This window comes from Vibrio quintilis (assembly GCF_024529975.1).
Classification (GTDB): domain Bacteria; phylum Pseudomonadota; class Gammaproteobacteria; order Enterobacterales; family Vibrionaceae; genus Vibrio; species Vibrio quintilis.
Map to the genome: position 1 here is coordinate 2,461,367 of NZ_AP024897.1, position 16,800 is coordinate 2,478,166.

The 16,800-nt window shown below is 46.2% G+C and carries 11 protein-coding genes; 3 read left to right on the plus strand and 8 right to left on the minus strand.

Going from position 1 to position 16,800, the window contains the following annotated elements; translation table 11 throughout:
* Positions 1-264: 264 nt before the first annotated feature.
* From OC443_RS11340 to OC443_RS11370, 7 genes are all read right to left on the minus strand, one after another.
* Entirely contained in the window at positions 265-1,257 is a 993-nt protein-coding gene (locus tag OC443_RS11340; protein ID WP_262021668.1) for a hypothetical protein, read from the minus strand.
* Between the two features lie 344 nt (positions 1,258-1,601).
* A complete protein-coding gene (locus OC443_RS11345; RefSeq protein WP_073586502.1) occupies positions 1,602-2,603 on the minus strand; it encodes a hypothetical protein in 1,002 nt (333 codons plus the stop codon).
* Positions 2,604-2,879: 276 nt separating this feature from the next.
* A complete protein-coding gene (locus OC443_RS11350; RefSeq protein ID WP_073586503.1) occupies positions 2,880-3,881 on the minus strand; it encodes a hypothetical protein in 1,002 nt (333 codons plus the stop codon).
* Between the two features lie 376 nt (positions 3,882-4,257).
* A complete protein-coding gene (locus OC443_RS11355) occupies positions 4,258-5,259 on the minus strand; it encodes a hypothetical protein (RefSeq protein WP_073586504.1) in 1,002 nt (333 codons plus the stop codon).
* A 4-nt stretch (positions 5,260-5,263) separates the two neighbouring features.
* Positions 5,264-8,953 carry a toxin VasX gene (locus OC443_RS11360; RefSeq protein WP_073586505.1) on the minus strand — a complete coding sequence of 1,230 codons (3,690 nt, stop codon included), beginning with the start codon at positions 8,951-8,953 and terminating at the stop codon, positions 5,264-5,266.
* Complete coding sequence (locus OC443_RS11365; RefSeq protein WP_073586506.1) at positions 8,950-9,756, minus strand: DUF4123 domain-containing protein; 807 nt, start codon at positions 9,754-9,756, stop codon at positions 8,950-8,952. Before OC443_RS11365 ends, OC443_RS11360 begins: the two co-directional genes overlap by 4 nt.
* Positions 9,756-11,963 (minus strand): type VI secretion system Vgr family protein, encoded by a 2,208-nt coding sequence (locus OC443_RS11370; protein ID WP_073586507.1) that lies wholly within the window; start codon positions 11,961-11,963, stop codon positions 9,756-9,758. The genes OC443_RS11365 and OC443_RS11370 overlap by 1 nt, the downstream gene beginning before the upstream one ends.
* A gap of 395 nt (positions 11,964-12,358) precedes the next feature.
* On the opposite strand from OC443_RS11370, the gene OC443_RS11375 reads away from it, so the two are divergent.
* Complete coding sequence (locus OC443_RS11375) at positions 12,359-12,622, plus strand: hypothetical protein (protein ID WP_073586508.1); 264 nt, start codon at positions 12,359-12,361, stop codon at positions 12,620-12,622.
* A gap of 84 nt (positions 12,623-12,706) precedes the next feature.
* Here the strand turns inward: OC443_RS11375 and OC443_RS11380 are convergent, their stop codons facing one another.
* On the minus strand, positions 12,707-13,537 hold the full coding sequence (locus OC443_RS11380; protein ID WP_073586509.1) for a hypothetical protein: 831 nt from the start codon (positions 13,535-13,537) through the stop codon (positions 12,707-12,709).
* A 278-nt stretch (positions 13,538-13,815) separates the two neighbouring features.
* Here OC443_RS11380 and OC443_RS11385 point away from each other — a divergent pair, with 278 nt between their 5' ends.
* Positions 13,816-14,997, plus strand: a complete 1,182-nt coding sequence (locus OC443_RS11385) for a dsDNA nuclease domain-containing protein (RefSeq protein ID WP_200796994.1) — start codon at positions 13,816-13,818, stop codon at positions 14,995-14,997.
* A complete protein-coding gene (locus OC443_RS11390) occupies positions 14,997-16,760 on the plus strand; it encodes a P-loop NTPase family protein (protein WP_073586510.1) in 1,764 nt (587 codons plus the stop codon). The genes OC443_RS11385 and OC443_RS11390 overlap by 1 nt, the downstream gene beginning before the upstream one ends.
* Positions 16,761-16,800: the final 40 nt, after the last annotated feature.

Here is a 16,800-nt window from a genome sequence, read left to right on the forward strand (position 1 = left end):
AGACATTACGGTTTTCTTTTTCGTCCTTCCAGTCCCAGCTGTAAATCGTTGCGTCTTTTGGTCGTTTTCGCGGTTATAAGCCTCACATTATAAACAGCTCATTTGAGGTTAATTTTAATCTCATCATTTATTGATATCAAGAATTCAAATTTCCGACAGTCATTGAGCCGGATATAAAACAGATTCTGACTAAATCTCAGAGAAAAGTTGATGATGGATGAAGGGACGGGGAACGTCCCTTCGGACAGTCGTAAGATCAAGACGTTAAGCAGACTCAAAAATATTCAGTACTTTTTCTTTCTCTGGTGTGCTGTTTTGTTGGCTGCGGATACTGTGAATGGTCCGGCGAAACGCCTCTTCCGTCATTTTTCGCCAGTACTCCGGATCCCGGCCGGTTTGTTGATCATACGCTGCGGTGACCGGATCCAACGGACGCGATTCTTCCAGCACCAGTGTATCCGGCAGTGGCTGACTCACATCCATAAACCGCTGAATCATATTCCATACCCGGTAATATTCAGCCACCATTTGTTTGGAGCCTATCAGACCATTGAGTGGCACGGCATGCTGATAACCGTGATAGCGATGCACCAGATACAAACTATATAACATCTGTCCCTGCGGGCCGGGGTTAGAAGCCAGCAGACAGTCAAACTCTATAAACGGATGACTGTAACGCACCTTGTCCCGCCCATGATACAACGTCACCATCCCGGTTCGCCGGTTCATGGAAAATATCTTACAGGCGTGCATAAACCGGGGATTCCAGTAGCCTTTGTTGATTAATTCAGCCATGCCCCAGAAGAATATACTGGGAGGGAAATAATAGGCTGCGGTTCCAAACGGAAACCATGACAGGCTAAAAATGTGGCCCCATGAGTCGATTACCCCATAAGATAATTCTAAAACTAATGTTACTACAAGTGAAAAAGGGAAAAACATGGTGATCAACCCCTTACCAAAGCTGGCAGCAATAAGAAGCAGATTTATACCTGCACTAAACTTCGAGTTGGAAAGGGTTTGTTCATTCCAGTAATTTTTTTTATCCGGTGAGATTTCACAAACCTCCTTCCACTTCTCCGGGCTAATGTCACTGTCTAACTGAGTGGAGATGGTCTCGGTTGGCCGGGTAAATGGCAGGATCCGGCAGTTGAGTTTCATCAGCTTTCGCGCAATCCCTCTGGGCTGAGCCTGAGGTTGTGGCGTAAAGGTGCGGCTGTTATAGGCCGTTGGCTGATAGCTATTGTAGGTTATCACGATATATTACTATTTTATTGGTGAATTCATTATTTACCCGGGCGATCAAAATCAATCCCACAGACTCTGGCGCAGCTTTATGATGCGCTGAAACGTTCTTTGATTTCTGCGACACCTGTGCCCACGCATCAGTGACTCTTTTTGCGCTGCCAAAAAGACTCACGAGAAAAAGGCAGCCCCATATCGCATTGATCCTGATGTATCTTCGGTCCATCACATGAGAATCGCTACACGATTCGATTCGCATCCCTGCTCAACGAATCTGAAAATTCTTCCTGAATTTTCTCCGCTCTGGCTTGTGGCAGACATCAGGATGCGATGAGGGGAGTAAATCAAAACATCCGTTAGGCAGGCTCGAAAATATTCAGCTCAGGCCCCGTGGCAGGAATATGTTCTTCCCGCTGCCAGACAATAATTTCATCCAGCTTCTTCGCGTAGTCGTCATCTGTCATTTCCCGCCAGTAGGTCGGATTACGGCCGGTTTTTTTATCATGGGCGACAGTGGTTTCATCCTGCTCACGAAAAGGCTCTAGTATCGGAATATCGGGTAAAGGCTGGCTAACATCCATATATTGCTGAATCATATTCCACACTCGCAGGTACTCTTCCTGAGACAGATGCATCCCACACATCGAACCCAACCCGATGGCACCCTCATTGTAATCATGATAACGGTGCACCAGTTTCAGGTGATGACTCAGCGATCCCTGATGGTTGGGATTACTCATCAGAATACAGTCAAACTCAATAAATGGATGACTGAATATCACCCGGTTCCCTTTGCCATATAACGTTACCATCCCGGTTTCACGGCTCAGGGTAAAACGTTTACGGGCAAAAAGAAAAAGGTGCTCAATTCTAAAAAACTTATCCCCAACACCCTTGACTAGCCATTTCGGTCCGTTAAACAGGCACATTGGGCTGTAAATAATTAACGATGGAAGAGCTATATACAATCCAAAGGTAGATAAAATAAGAATAGTCCCGTCCAGACCTGCTTTCCCGAATAACGGGATAAGTGCTATTAAAACAACTAAAGGAAGAATAAATTGAAGCATAAATTTCGCTGACCCGGCCATAAAGAAATAAAACCCCAGCCACTTTGTAAAAATATAGGGCTCTAATCTTTTATTGTTCCAATACAAATCAATACCTACTTCAGCACTGTTATCATGTATCGATGATTTATACCCTCGGATCACAGAGGTCGCTATACTGCTGTCGTCTGCCCTCGTGTAGGAAAAAATTTTTCCCCGCCGGTAAAGACTTTCATACCAGCCACTTTTACCAGGCTGAGGCTGTGGGGAGAAATCTCGACTGTTATAGGCACCGGGTTGGTAAGCCATCTGGTTTTCCTTTATTGAGAAGAAGGTTCAGGCATTGAAGCAGGTTTGGTACGCTCATACATCCAACGATCCAAGCGGCTTATGGTGCATGCGTCCCAGCCCTTTTTCACGGCGGAAAACGGGCAAAAACGCCTTTTTACCACGAGCTGGCCGGATCGGGATTGGAAGCGCATCCCTGCGCCCAATCCCTGAAATTCATCCTGAATTTCTCTGGATCATTAGACCACTACAATCATTGCTCAATGAAACCACAGTGAAGAGACTCAAAATAACGCCTTAAGCAGGCTCGAAAATATTCAGCTCAGGCCCCGTGGCAGGAATATGTTCTTCCCGCTGCCAGACAATAATTTCATCCAGCTTCTTCGCGTAGTCGTCATCCGTCATCTCCCGCCAGTAAGTCGGGTTGCGTCCGGTTTTTTTATCATGGGCGACAGTGGTTTCATCCTGCTCACGAAAAGGCTCTAGTATCGGAATATCGGGTAAAGGCTGGCTAACATCCATATATTGCTGAATCATATTCCACACCCGGGCATACTCTTCCTGCGACAAATGCACCCCACACATCGAACCAATATCTATCGCGCCTTCATTGTAATCATGATAACGGTGCACCAACTTCAGGTGATGACTCAGCAATCCCTGATGGTTGGGATTACTCATCAGAATACAGTCAAATTCCAGAAATGGATGACTGAAAATGACCCGGTTACCTTTACCATATAAAGTGACCATCCCGGTTTCACGGCTCAGGGTAAAACGTTTTCGGGCAAAAAGAGAAAGGTGCTCAATTCTAAAAAACTTATCTACAATACCGTTCACCAGCCATTTAGGGCCGTTAAAGAGACACATCGGGGTATAAACAACAAGAGCTGGAAGAGTGACATACAGTAAAAAGTGTGAAACTGCATAAATTGCTCCCTCTAGTCCATGTGAACCAAATAAAGGGAGTAAGCAAAGAGCAACACCTATAGGTGTAATAAAATACATAACAGTCTTCGCTAACCCCGCCATAAATAAATAAAGCCCCAACCATCCAGTAAAAGTGTAGGGCTCTAATCTTTTATGATTCCAGTACAAATCCATACCCACTTCAGCACTGTTATCATGTACCGATGATTTGTATCCTCTGATCACGGAAGTCGCAATACTGTTAGGGTCTGACCGTGTATGGGTAAACATCTTTCCCCGCCGGTAAAGGCTTTCATACCAGCTGCTTTTACCAGGTCTGGACTGTGGGGAGAAATCTCGACTGTTATATGCGCCGGATTGATAAGCCATGGGGGTTACTCCTATTCTTCTTTTATTTTGGGCAGCAGGCAGTGGATCCAGCTCTGGTCGCCCGATGCTATTCCCTCCTGAATTTGCTCCCACAAACTCTGGCGTAGCTTTATGATGCGCTAAAAGGTCTTTCAATTTCAGTCACATCTCCGTTCGCGCATCAGTGACTCTTTTTGCGCTGCCAAAAAGACTCACGAGAAAAAGGCAGCCCCATATCGCATTGATCCTGATGTATCTTCGGTCCATCACATGAAAATCGCTACACGATTCGATTCGCATCCCTGCTCAACGAATCTGAAAATTCTTCCTGAATTTTCTCCGCTCTGGCTTGTGGCAAACATCAGGATGCGATGAGGGGAGTAAATCAAAACATCCGTTAAGCCGACTCAAAAATATTCAGCTCAGGCCCCGTGGCCGGAATATGTTCTTCCCGCTGCCAGACAATAATTTCATCCAGCTTCTTCGCGTAGTCGTCATCCGTCATCTCCCGCCAGTAGGTCGGATTACGGCCGGTTTTTTTATCATGGGCGACAGTGGTTTCATCCTGCTCACGAAAAGGCTCTAGTATCGGAATATCGGGTAAAGGCTGGCTAACATCCATATATTGCTGAATCATATTCCACACCCGCAGGTACTCTTCCTGCGACAGGTGCATCCCACACATCGAACCCAACCCGATGGCACCCTCATTGTAATCATGATAACGGTGCACCAGTTTCAGGTGATGACTCAGCAATCCCTGATGGTTGGGATTACTCATCAGAATACAGTCGAACTCAATAAATGGATGACTGAATATCACCCGGTTTCCTTTACCATATAAAGTGACCATCCCGGTTTCACGGCTCAGAGTAAAACGTTTTCGGGCAAAAAAAGAAATGTTATCTTTATTGAAATATTTTGCCATGACTCCATCAGTCAACCATGATGGCCCATTAAAAAGGCACATAGGACTGTAAATAATTAACGAAGGAAGAGCTATATACAATCCAAAGGTAGATAAAATAAGAATAGTCCCGTCTAGCCCTGCTTTACCGAATAAAGGGATAAGTGCAATTAAAACAACTAAAGGAAGAATAAATTGAAGCATTAATTTCGCTACAGCAGCCATAAAGAAATAGAACCCCAGCCATTTCACAAAAGTATAGGGTTCTAATCGCCGGTGGTTCCAGTATACATCCATTCCTACTGCAGCACTGTCACTATGTATCGACGGTTTATCATCTTCGATCACTGAAGTAGCAATACTGTTATTGTCCGTCTGCGTGTAGGAAAAAGCCTTCCCCCGCCGGTAAAGACTCTCATACCAACCCCTTTTACCGGGCTGAGGCTGTTGGGTAAAATCTCCGCTGTTATAGGCACCCGGTTGGTAAGCCATATTTTTACTCCTCTTTAATCTTAGGCAACTGACTGTGGATCCAACTCTGATCCCCATCATCACTGAAACCTGGTTCCCCGGCCGGGTCACCCTGTGGTTCTGCTTCATCCAGTGGGGGTAGAGGAAAGGATATATCATTGATCACAAACTGTGCACGGGCAACAAACCCCGGCTCATAGTGATACAACTCCAGTTTCATTCCCGGTATACCAAGTACTTTGGTCTCTTTCCGGTCTGACGGAATCGTTTTGCTGTGCCGGTAACCATACAGCGTACCATCATCTGATTGCACGGTTTTCAGCGGCGTATCATTGAAACTATCGATATTTTGCATCGTGTGTGTTCTGACAAACTCCGTGCGGCTGGCAGTATCATGCAAGCGGCTTTTATGTTCCATGACTCCCTGACGAACATACAGACGGTCGGTCTCTTTCTGCCGGTTGAACAGTTGTGATAAGTTCGAGCGCGCCCACAGCACATGGGTCACACCGGCCTGTTGCCATTCCTCCTGAATTTCCGGAGCCATTTGAGTGTCTTTGCCCAAAGCATACATACTGATATCAAAGCGGACCAACAGCCCCAGCAGACGCTCAAAGGCCGCATCCGGATCGTCTAAATACCGGTAATCATCACCCGGTGAATATGAGGCAAACGGGCCATTGGCCAACCAGGTCTCCAGCGGGGTATCTTTGAGGAAGATATAAAGCACTCCACCAACAATCGCAATCACAAAGGCCCATGGGCAAGCCGCAGATAAAAAGCTGCCTTCTGCCGCCAGATTACCAAGGGCAGCAAAAGTCGCTCCCACCCCAAAGGTCATCATGGCCGCGGCTGCATCCATATCATTGTTATGCTTAAGCTGGAAAGCTTCATAAATGCCGATCGATCCGGTCAGAACATCAGCAACAAAACTGACTACAACTAACTTAGTGAATGTCAATTTTAAACCAATCGCAGAGAAGGCTCTCCCCGCCAGTTTAGAGGCGGAAATTTTAATAAATGTTTTTTTTGCAATTGCTTTGGCAAAGTGAGATTCAGCACCCAACGCCATATTGGCACTATGCGCCAGCGCGACAGAAAAATCCAATAGTGCACTCAATACATTAGCTGCACTATGAACAATATCTTTTCCATTCAAGAGGTTTTCAAAATACTGTTTATTGGCCATCATGTTTAACACTTCAATTCCGACCATTAAACGAGGAATATTCAGCTTCTCATAAGCATCTGCAATCGCCTTACTTTTAGCATAATCCGCCAGCGTGCGTTTGGTGGCGGGTTTATTGTAAGCTTTCACCACTGCGGTGTCAGCCGGGGCGACTATCAGGGTAAAGGCACCCTTTTTACCCAGCATATCAGCACCCCCGGAGGTCTGCTTCTGCATGGCTTTCAGCGCTGCTTTGCGGTTTGAGGTCAGTACCAGTTTGCCTTCAGAATCAAACAGGCGTACAGACTTGCTCTTATTGGTATCAACATTGTGTAACAGCTTGCGATCGGCTTCTGTCAGGCCGTTTTTCAGGCCGCCGCCTTCAACACCAATCACGACATAATTCTGTTTCACCTTCCCGGCCTCTGTCAGCTCAAGCTGACCAAAAGCAGTCGGCCCACTGGCTTTCAGAGTTGACATGATGGGAACATAGACGCTTTCCAGCGAAACACTCTGAGTCTTCGTTTTACTCAGGGTCAGCGCAATTTCCGTGATGGCATCAAAATAATCCTTCAGAAATCCATTGACCATCCCGGCAATCCGGCGCTGGGTGGCAAATTCACCCTCTCCGTTATCTCCGGCACCTTCAGCGTAAAGCTCACCCATTTCAAATACTTCCAGCTGCTCTGGCTGAATCAGCAGGTTTTCATCCCCCCAGCGGGCCAGTCCTGCGGCTGTACACAAACCGGAACCATCGTTCTCATCCGCTTCAGCCGTATAGGCTTCATCCATCGGCACTTCGCCATTTTCCGGAAACAAGACTTCATGCAACGGGTGGCTGCGATCGTTCTCCAGCAGGCGAACCAGCTGAGAAGAATACGGATGATTGCGTTTGTAGCCCTTTTCACCAATACCCAGTGTGTCCACGGCGCTCAGTTCCATCCGCAATGCGCTCACTGCATTGCCGACAATCTTATAAGCCGCTGCGGCATTGGCGTCATCCATGGATGCAATATCTTTCAGCCATACCGCCAGCGCTTTCTTATCCAGTGCACGGGAAAGTTTTTTCTGCAACTCATTCATCCGGGTAAACAACAGCATCCGCTCGGTCAGCCGGGTTGTCCGGCGGAAGACGCCACCCGGACTGCTGTCAAATCCTCTGTTGCCCATATATTTATGGTACTGATTTTTCGTCTCTCCCCACTTGGCCGGGATGATAAAGCGCTGCACCAGTTCAGCCGATTTAAAGTATTTCTGAGAGGCGGCATCATTGAGCAGCACACTCATTTCACCAATCCCGGACCTGACGAGATAAGTCAGGTGTCGCAGTTCAAACAGCGGGTCATCAAATATTATTCCGCGTAATTTCCGCGCTTTGCCATCAGCCAGATAATCTCCAACACCACTGATCTGATCCCACTCTGGTGATTCTGCCGGTCCTTCGGTGATCAATTCATTACGGGCAGTCATCCGTAACATAAAATCATACCGGTGCTTATCCTGTTTATTGGTGATTTCATTCTTATACTGACTGACCGCGGTGGCGCCATCATCCATCGCCGCCTGAATATCCGATTTTATCTGCTCATATTCACCGGACAGCCAGCTGCCCGCCAAATCCTGACTGAAATCTTTCGGCTCTCCCAGCAGCATTTCCAGCTCCGGCTCCCGCGCGCGGACTTCTTTCAGTTCATCAAGCAGCATCGGCTCATAATCTGGTTTTTGCATCCGGGCTTTGAGTGCATCCGGGTTGGCTTCCAGATAATTCAGCCGCGAACCACTCCACGGCACTTCTGAAAATGCAATCCGGATCTCTGTGCGTTTCCCGTCAGCACGGGACGGATACCAAATCTCTTTCAGGGGCTGGCCGGTCGCTTCACGCCGGGTATTGGTTTTAAAGGGCTTCCCATACCCTTCCCGGTAATTCAGTAAATGAACATCTTTAAAACACGGCAGACCGTCGTCAGTCGCGGTGACTGCGACTTCCCGCCAGATTTGGCCGTTATAGGCAATATAGAGATAACCGTTTCGGACCGGAGCCGTGCGCTCTTTATCTTTCTGGCGGCTGCCTGCAATGTTCTTATCAAACGTCGGCAACAGCGTCAGCGGTAAAAATGCCTGCACCTGATAATTCTGATGTTTGTCCTGCCGCTTGGTATGGGTTACATTACTGAACAGTGGCAGGCGAATCGGGCCGTCTTCCCCTTCGACCTTCAGCCAGACATTACGGTTTTCTTTTTCGTCCTTCCAGTCCCAGCTGTAAATCGTTGCGTCTTTTAATTCTTTATCCGTCTCTTTCTTGTCTTCCAGCGGCATCAGACGTTTGATGTCATCCCCGAAAGGAATCAGATCCCACAGACTGGCTTCATCACGGGTGTGAACATGAAAGGGTTTATTCTCTTTTTTCTTGCCGAGATATTCCTGCTCCTGCATGTTATCCAGGCTGTAAAACAGAAAATCCTGCGTGGTGTCGTGAGACAGGCCGGTCACTTCAATTAAAAATAGTTTCCCGTCACAGGCTGGCCCGTTACCATTATCAATTCTCACAGTAACACTCCTTTTAATGCAATGGCTTCTAACTGATTCACTTTTTCTGCCTCATTCAGGCGCACGAATTGTGCTTCGCTGGTATGTGTCAATGCCGGTGGCTGGCCGGTTTTGACCGATAAGTCCCTTAACCGGTACTTCAGTGTGTCGTCTTCAATCTGGTGATGTTGACAAAAATGGCTGACTGCGTGCTGGAGCGGCCAGTCAATTGAGGCGCGCCGGTCTTGTGCCCACTGCACGATTGCCCGCTCCTGAAACATGGTTTCCAGCGCCTGCTCCTGAGACGGTTGCAGTACCCAGATATCCATATGCGGGTTGCTGGTGTAATCCCCGGCTTCCTGCCAGCATGGCGGCTCACTCAGCGTCTGGCGGTAATACACCACCGAATACAGCCCGCCCAGCCAGCCACTGGTGACGGCATCATCAGTGCGGGAGAAAAAGTAACCGGCAATTTGCGGCTGATAGTAATGCAGCAGTCCGCGGGTCTGACCATAGTAATAAACCAGCATCCGCCAGCGCAGCTGGTCGGCCACGTCACCGGCAGAGAGAGATGCCGGAGCTGAAAAATACAGCGTGTATGCCGGTGGCAGTTGCGCCGTTAATGCATCACCGCCGCCATATTTCAGGGTGATCAACAGCGGGCTTTGTTCCATCAGGGGTTCCAGCGGTGTAGACAGATACAACGGCTCACAGTCATGTCCGTCCAGCCACTGATACACCTGCTGGCGCAGATCGGGGGCGTCGCTGACCAGCGCATACCAGACGACCGGCTGGCCCTGATGTTCAGCGTTCAGTTTCAGCATCAGGCATTCCCCTTACACGGACATTTATCGCCCAGCGGGCAGTTGTCGCTGTCGCCCGGTTTCTGGCAGGTCTGGGTCACGGGTGTGCCCTGTTTTATGTCTGTGGCTGCCTGTTGCACCATCGCCGGTGTCACGGGGATCACCGTTGGCGTCATTGGTTTCGCCGGTGGCTTGGGCTTCTCCACATAATCCACAATCACCGCCTCAGCGCCGGTCATACCGGTGATTTCCGGTGGCACCAGCTCTTCGGGTGGCTCAAGAGCTTCAAGGATTTTCGGCATCACCGCATCTTCGCCGCCGTAACCGGAGCCGCTGCCGGCACTGCCGCCGGAGTTGAGGTTAATCGCCGGACCAACCACACTCACGCCGCCCGGATCGAGTTTGATAAAAGTGCCGCCGACTTTGACGGTAATTTCACTGCCCGCCTGAAGCACCACCGAGTTGCCGCCTTTGAGGTGCACTTCTGAGCCAGCGTCCAGCGCCATCTTGCCCGCGACTTTTTGATGGAATTCTTTATCGACGCTCACGGTGCGGTTTTTGGTGATTTTGCTGCGCTGCTCGCCTTCGATGACCAGATGATCAGCTTTTTTGATATTACCGTACTGGTCGTTTTCGATCGTCTCGTGGCGATCGTGTTTGATATCGGTGGTTGAGTCGTTTTCAATCAGGGTTTCGATATCTTTCTGCGCATGCAGGGAAATCTTTTCGCTGCCGGACTGATCTTCAAAACTCAGCTCGTTATAGCCTTTGCCCTGATGGGTTTGGGTCCGCAAAACGGTTTTGGTTTTATTCGCTGGCAGTGCGTACGGCGGTGTGTTACTGGCGTGGAAGGTTCTGCCGGTGACAATAGGCTGGTCCGGATCGCCGTGCAGGAAGGAGACGATGACTTCATTGCCAATACGCGGCACCGTGACCATGCCCTGCTGCGCGCCAGCCCAGCCCTGCGAGACGCGGATCCAGCAGCTACTTTTATCATCGGAGCCGTCGTAACGGTCCCACGGGAAGTGCAGTTTGACCCGGCCGTGTTCGTCGGTGTAAATCTCTTCTCCCGGCGGACCAACCACCAGCGCAATACACGGGCCATCAACTCTTGGTTTGGGCTGCGGATGGGCACGCCAGACGCTGTCTCCGGGAATTAAAGTGAACTGGTTGCTGTAGTCGGTTCCTCCGCCACTGCTGCCTTCTTCCAGCGCCTGCGGCTGGCTGCCGGTGTGAGACACCTGTACCGCCAGCCACAACCGGTTCATCGCATCGTCGTCGTGCTCTTTGACTTCAAACCGCTGCCCGGCCTGAATTTTGGTTTCATCACTCTGGCCGCTGACGGTGTGCGCCGCGCGGCGCAGGTATTCCAGACGGATTTTGGTGAAGGCTTTGCCGTTGCCATCGTCTTTAAAGCGGCCGGGGAAGTCGAAATGCTCGTACATCTCTTCCTGATAATCCATCGCCGTGCCGTCTTCTTTTTGTGAGAAGTTGTAATCCGGTTTTTTGAAGCTGTAGTCACGCATTTCAATTGAGCTGACTTCAGACTGCTTACGCTCAGTCATCGAGGAGATATAACCATCCGGGTTCGCGCCGCCGGACAGGCAGTTGTACGGCGCTTTACCGCCCAGTTTCGGGAAGCCTTTGTCGTGGTCGGTGATCACCAGCATGTGTTTGCTGTCTTCGTGGGTGTACATGTACATCATGCCTTCTTCAGCCGCGAGGCGGTGGAAGAACGCGAGGTCGTTTTCGCGGTACTGGACACAATATTCACGCACGGCAGGTGTGCGTTTAAGGTCAAAACAGAAGTCAGAAATCCCGATTTCGCCGAGAATAATGGAGATAATGTCCTGAGCATTTTTCTGCTGGAAAATCCGGCTGTTGCGGCGCAGGGCTAACCGTTCAAGTGACGGCACCAAAGTGATCGAATAAAAGGTGTGGTGATGGCCGGTGTCGTGCTTATCCAGCGTGCGGATCACACCGTGAACTTTCTGCACCACTTTGCCGTTGCGGATCACTTCCAGCAGCGCTTTGCTGTCGATGACCTTTTTTGCCGGCAGGCTACTGCTGCTGCGACTGGCTAAGTCGATGTGATAGCGGTAGCCAAAGTACGGATTGCCACTGCTGTCAACTGAGTCTGAAATGGATTCGTTACCCTGAAAACCACGCACGACGAGGGTATCGTCACTGATCCCATCGATGGTCAGCTTAAAATTGAGTCTTCTCATTATTGTGTATGCCTGCCGTTGTTAAGCGAACTTATCCTGTTTCAACTGTCTTATCCTGCCCTGACTTCAGCCAGGTGATTCTGACTGCCGGATTACGATTGAAACGCTGTTTGATAAACCGCAGGCATTTTACATGCCTCTCACAAAGATGCAGAGCCGGGAAAATGAGTTTTATCAACGGATTGGATTTTTATGAATTAACATCACACTTTTATATAGATAAAAATGACATTTATATTATTTTGAGGATATGCACGATGACTCCTGTCATGCCGGTGATTCATGCTGTTTACCGGCCATTTTCAGGCAGATGAAACCTTTACGTTGCGATGCTAAGATATGTGCAGTATTTAATACTTAATCAGGGCAATTCAACCACAAGGAGTCATTGATGTATGTCTGAATCTGTTCACTGGGTTTCTCTGATCAGCCAGCAATTTATGCACAGTTTGGTTTTTCTGTCGAAAATACTCGATGAAGATCAATCTGTGTCTATCACCCTGATGTCTTCTGGCCACGGCGCAAGAATCGAGCTGTTTCATTTTAAGCAGCCTCCCCTGCCCGCAGCTCAGCAACAGACAGACCCGGAAGAATTCCCTGTTTTAAAGCAGGTTGACACAAATGTGTACCAAATAAATCCGGAATCAGTGTTCAAATGATTCCAGAACAGGTGTTCAAGTGTTTCCGGAATGACTGTTCAGATCAGGCAGGAATACGCATGTGTAATAACCAACAGCAAAAAGTCATCTGAATATAGGGTCGAAGTGCTCCAGATATTTGATGAATTGTTTTTTCAGCTTTTTATCTGATTTGAATCCAGTACACCGCAATGGTTCCTCTATGATTTTTTCGACATGATTTACAACAGATATTCGCTTGAGAGTATCCTCAACTGCATTTTGAGCTTCTTTGACAGACCGTGGAAGTGCATGAGTGGCAAGAATGCAGGCGTCTCTGCCAAACTGTTTAAGAATATAATCGATTATCTTCTGCTGATTGCCTATAAAATCGTCTTGAGTAATGAGTGTCTTACGAACTACCTTCGCGATGCCTTCATCGTTCTCTTCGCCATAACAACAAATAATGGCATCAGGAAAAATGACCAGAAAATCTGTATCCACATTCAATTTACCAAGATTTTCTGAGAACCCGGCAGAAGAATATCTGTCCCGCTGATAGATTACTTCCTTTTTCAGTGCCTCAAGTGTGGTGACCTCTTTTCTCTGAATTAGTCGCTCCATATAATGCGAGCTATAAGAATCAGCAGCATCAACCGAGATGCGAGTTCCGAATCGCTGTAGTGACATTGGATAATAAGCTGTCTCCGGATAGAGGAAGCCATTCTCAACAAACAAAAGACCGACAACAATCGTTTTACCGTACTGACCTAGTTTACAGGACGTGACAACTGGTTCGAAATGGTTGGTTCTGAGATGATGCCGGGACAGGTAGTTTAGAAAGGCCTGTGGTGTCTGCGACTCACACAAACGCTTATTAACCTGATGATGAGCGCCCAGAATTTCATCCTGTAGCCGCTGCCATATTTTCTTAACCTCGGATTCACTTAATGGCATGTTTCCCTCATATATCGGTGATCGGCTTTAAGACAACAAGCCGGGCATAACCGTTTGACACATTACAGTCTTTATCCTTTGTTCTAAACATTTTTTGATAATACAGCCTCGCTCTACACGATCAGTGTTACCAAATTCACTCATCCGCTACAAGACTGAACTTGAAATAGTTGACATAAAGCAACAATATGAGCCTGATAGGATATAAACTTTACTTGAATTATGTGAAAATATTTACCTATACAGGAACATAGAAGCCGAATCAGTTGAAGTTATTCGTGGCATACGAACAGCAATGCCAGATAAAGCACCATCATGGTTCGGATAAAGGTGAGACTTTGAGTGCAAGAAAAAAATCAGCTAACTCTGGAATCGAAGCCTTGCTAGGATTCGAGTTTCAACGGAATTGTGCGTTGTACTTGTTGCTGAGCGATTATGACAGATTCAAAGGCAGAGAGTTCTTCTTAAGCATTGAACATCATGACGACTTCCTCTACTGCTATAGAACTGACTGTAGGAGCAACATAGAAGAAGTCCATTCATATCAGGCTAAAAAACTATCTGGCAATATTTGGAGAATAAATGATAGGTTTTCCGAAGTGGTTGCAAAAATGCTTGAAGTTGGAAACAACCTCAAAAGCGACCCTGCACCGAAATGCCATAGTTACACTCATGAACTGACATTTATATCAAACTCGGATATTGAACTTAAGTACAAACCAAATAAGACAGAGAAAGAATCCGGGAAAAGAGAGTTAACCCATCTTCTCAATGAACAGAATTGTAGATGCCGCTATGATTCTGTACCTGCTGATATCAAAAATACAATCAGCAAAAAGGTTGAGAACTTTTGTCTTAATTCAAAAACACCATACTACAAATCAGAACTGGATAATTTGTACATTCAATGGATTGAATTTCCTAGAACAAGTCAAGGTCAAAAAGATTGCCTCGTTGGTTTAATGACAAGAAAATTTCCTCACGTATTGGATTCAGCAGCTGCAATTGAACTACTTTTAAGCTTGTTTAGGGATGTTGAGACTACCTACAACCAAGGAAAGGTTATTACGTTGCTTGACAGCTCTAAGAGAATCGAAGGCGATGAAATTAAGAAAGCCCTCGACATAATTGAAACAGAGCAAAAAACTTTTCAATTATGGAGAGACCATTCAACCGAGCTAGCACGTAAATTCCGCATTCCTATCGGTATTCAAAACAGCTATGAAAACCAGATCAGAAATACATTCGAACGAATGAAAGACATGATGAACAATGAGCATCAAATCATAAAGAGCTTTGTTAGTAGCTATGACTACTCAATGGATTATTACAGCCATGACGAAATGTTCGAAGCTTACGTTTCTGGTATTAAAGCCCGGTACAGCTTAAACCTGAGAGATATAGATATATTTTTTACTACATTATGCGCTTTTGTCGAGAATCACGGAGAAGTTCTTTAATGAAAACAATAATAACATTTAACAAATTGTTCGTCAGTTCTGAATTACACAAGGTATGTTTTTTCGAAGAATTCTCATCTGGTGTCAACCTAATTAGTGGTCGCAATACTTCAGGCAAAAGCTCGTTAATTCAGAGCTTGTTATATACGTTTGGTGTAAATGATGTGAGGGAGAGTTTGGATGAAATTCTCTCATATCAACCAACCTTTCGAGTAGATTTTACGATAAAAACTGACCATTCCTCTCAGGCATACAGCATTGTCAGAGATCCAAAATCAATCTATGTAAAAGAACCGAACGGTAAGGTCGTCCCTTTTCATGGAGTGAATGCTGATCATAGCGTAGAGCACATTGAGCTAAAAGATTATGTTAGGGAGTTAGCCGGTTTTTCCTTAGTTCTTGAGCAAAAAGGTGAGCTTAAATCTGCTCCGCTTGAAAGTATGTTCTTGCCTTATTATATTTCTCAGTCCGTCGGCTGGGTTTATTTACGCGAGTCGTTCTCTAACCTTATGTATTACAAAGGATTTAAGGATGATTACTTAGATTACTATCTTGGAATAAATAATAGTTTTGATCGTGTAGAACATAGGAAGCTTACAAAAGAGAAAGAACAGCTATCAAGTGATATCAACAATTTAAAACGCTACAGTAAGAGGACTGAATTTCAGTTCTCTAACTTAGTAGACGAAACTTTTGGTGAGAAAGCGGAAGAATATATCGAAAAATACGTGCAAAAGTCTCGCTCTCTGGAGGAGGAAAGAAATACTTATATCAAGCTGTGCAATGAGCTTTCTTTGTTGCAAAACCACCATAAGATACTGAAAAGAACCAAGAGAAACATCAAAAGACAAAACTACAACGATGTTGATAGATGTCCTGCTTGTACCCAAGTTTTATCTTACTCTCTTGAAGGGCTGTACAGTCATTATCAAAAATACAATGATACTGTTGAGCTTGAATCGCATATCACACAAAAGCTTATTGACAAAAAATCGAGTATTAATACGTCAAAGAAGAAAATGATGAAATTCACTAAAGAAATTTATGATGACTATGGCGTATTGCTAGAAAAGAATGTTGATGGTGTCACCTTTTCTCAGTGGGTTGAAAACAAAGCTAACATCACTCTCTACAAAAAAATGCAGAACGATATAAAATCCTCTAAGGTTAGGCTAGCTATAGTGAAACAGACTTTATCTTCAATGGTCACTGAAAAAGAAACCTTGTTAGCACGTATAAAGAAAGAAAAAGCATTCAGATCGATATTCACCAACTACATGGAACAACTGGCTCTAAATCCTTTAAGTGACCCTAGATACTTAGATTTGTACAAGATTCACTCTTTTCCTCGCCAAGGTGTCGAGTTACATAAAACCGTAATGGCGTATCATTTCGCTTTAAACGCCATGATAGAAAAAGCCGACTCGGCTCACCGACTCCCATTTCTACTCGATGCCATTCTCAAAGAAGATATCGATGAGACAAACCTCGAAAGCATTCTGTCATTCGTTGGTAAAAACCTGCCTAACGACACCCAGACGTTCGTGTCGATTTCAGAACATATCAAAGATGCAGAACCAAAGGAGCAGGAAGTAAAGCCTATTGATAAAGTTCGGGTCAAGGAGGTCATGGACACTTACTTCCCGAAGAACTCAAAACTGTTTTACATTGGTGGGGGTAAGATTGAACGTGGATTTCTATCTCAACCACTAGAAGACTACCAAGAAGTCTACGAAGAAACAGTAGAGATGACTGCTATTTAGTTTATATTGACTCATACTCGATCTTACACGTTTTCTGATA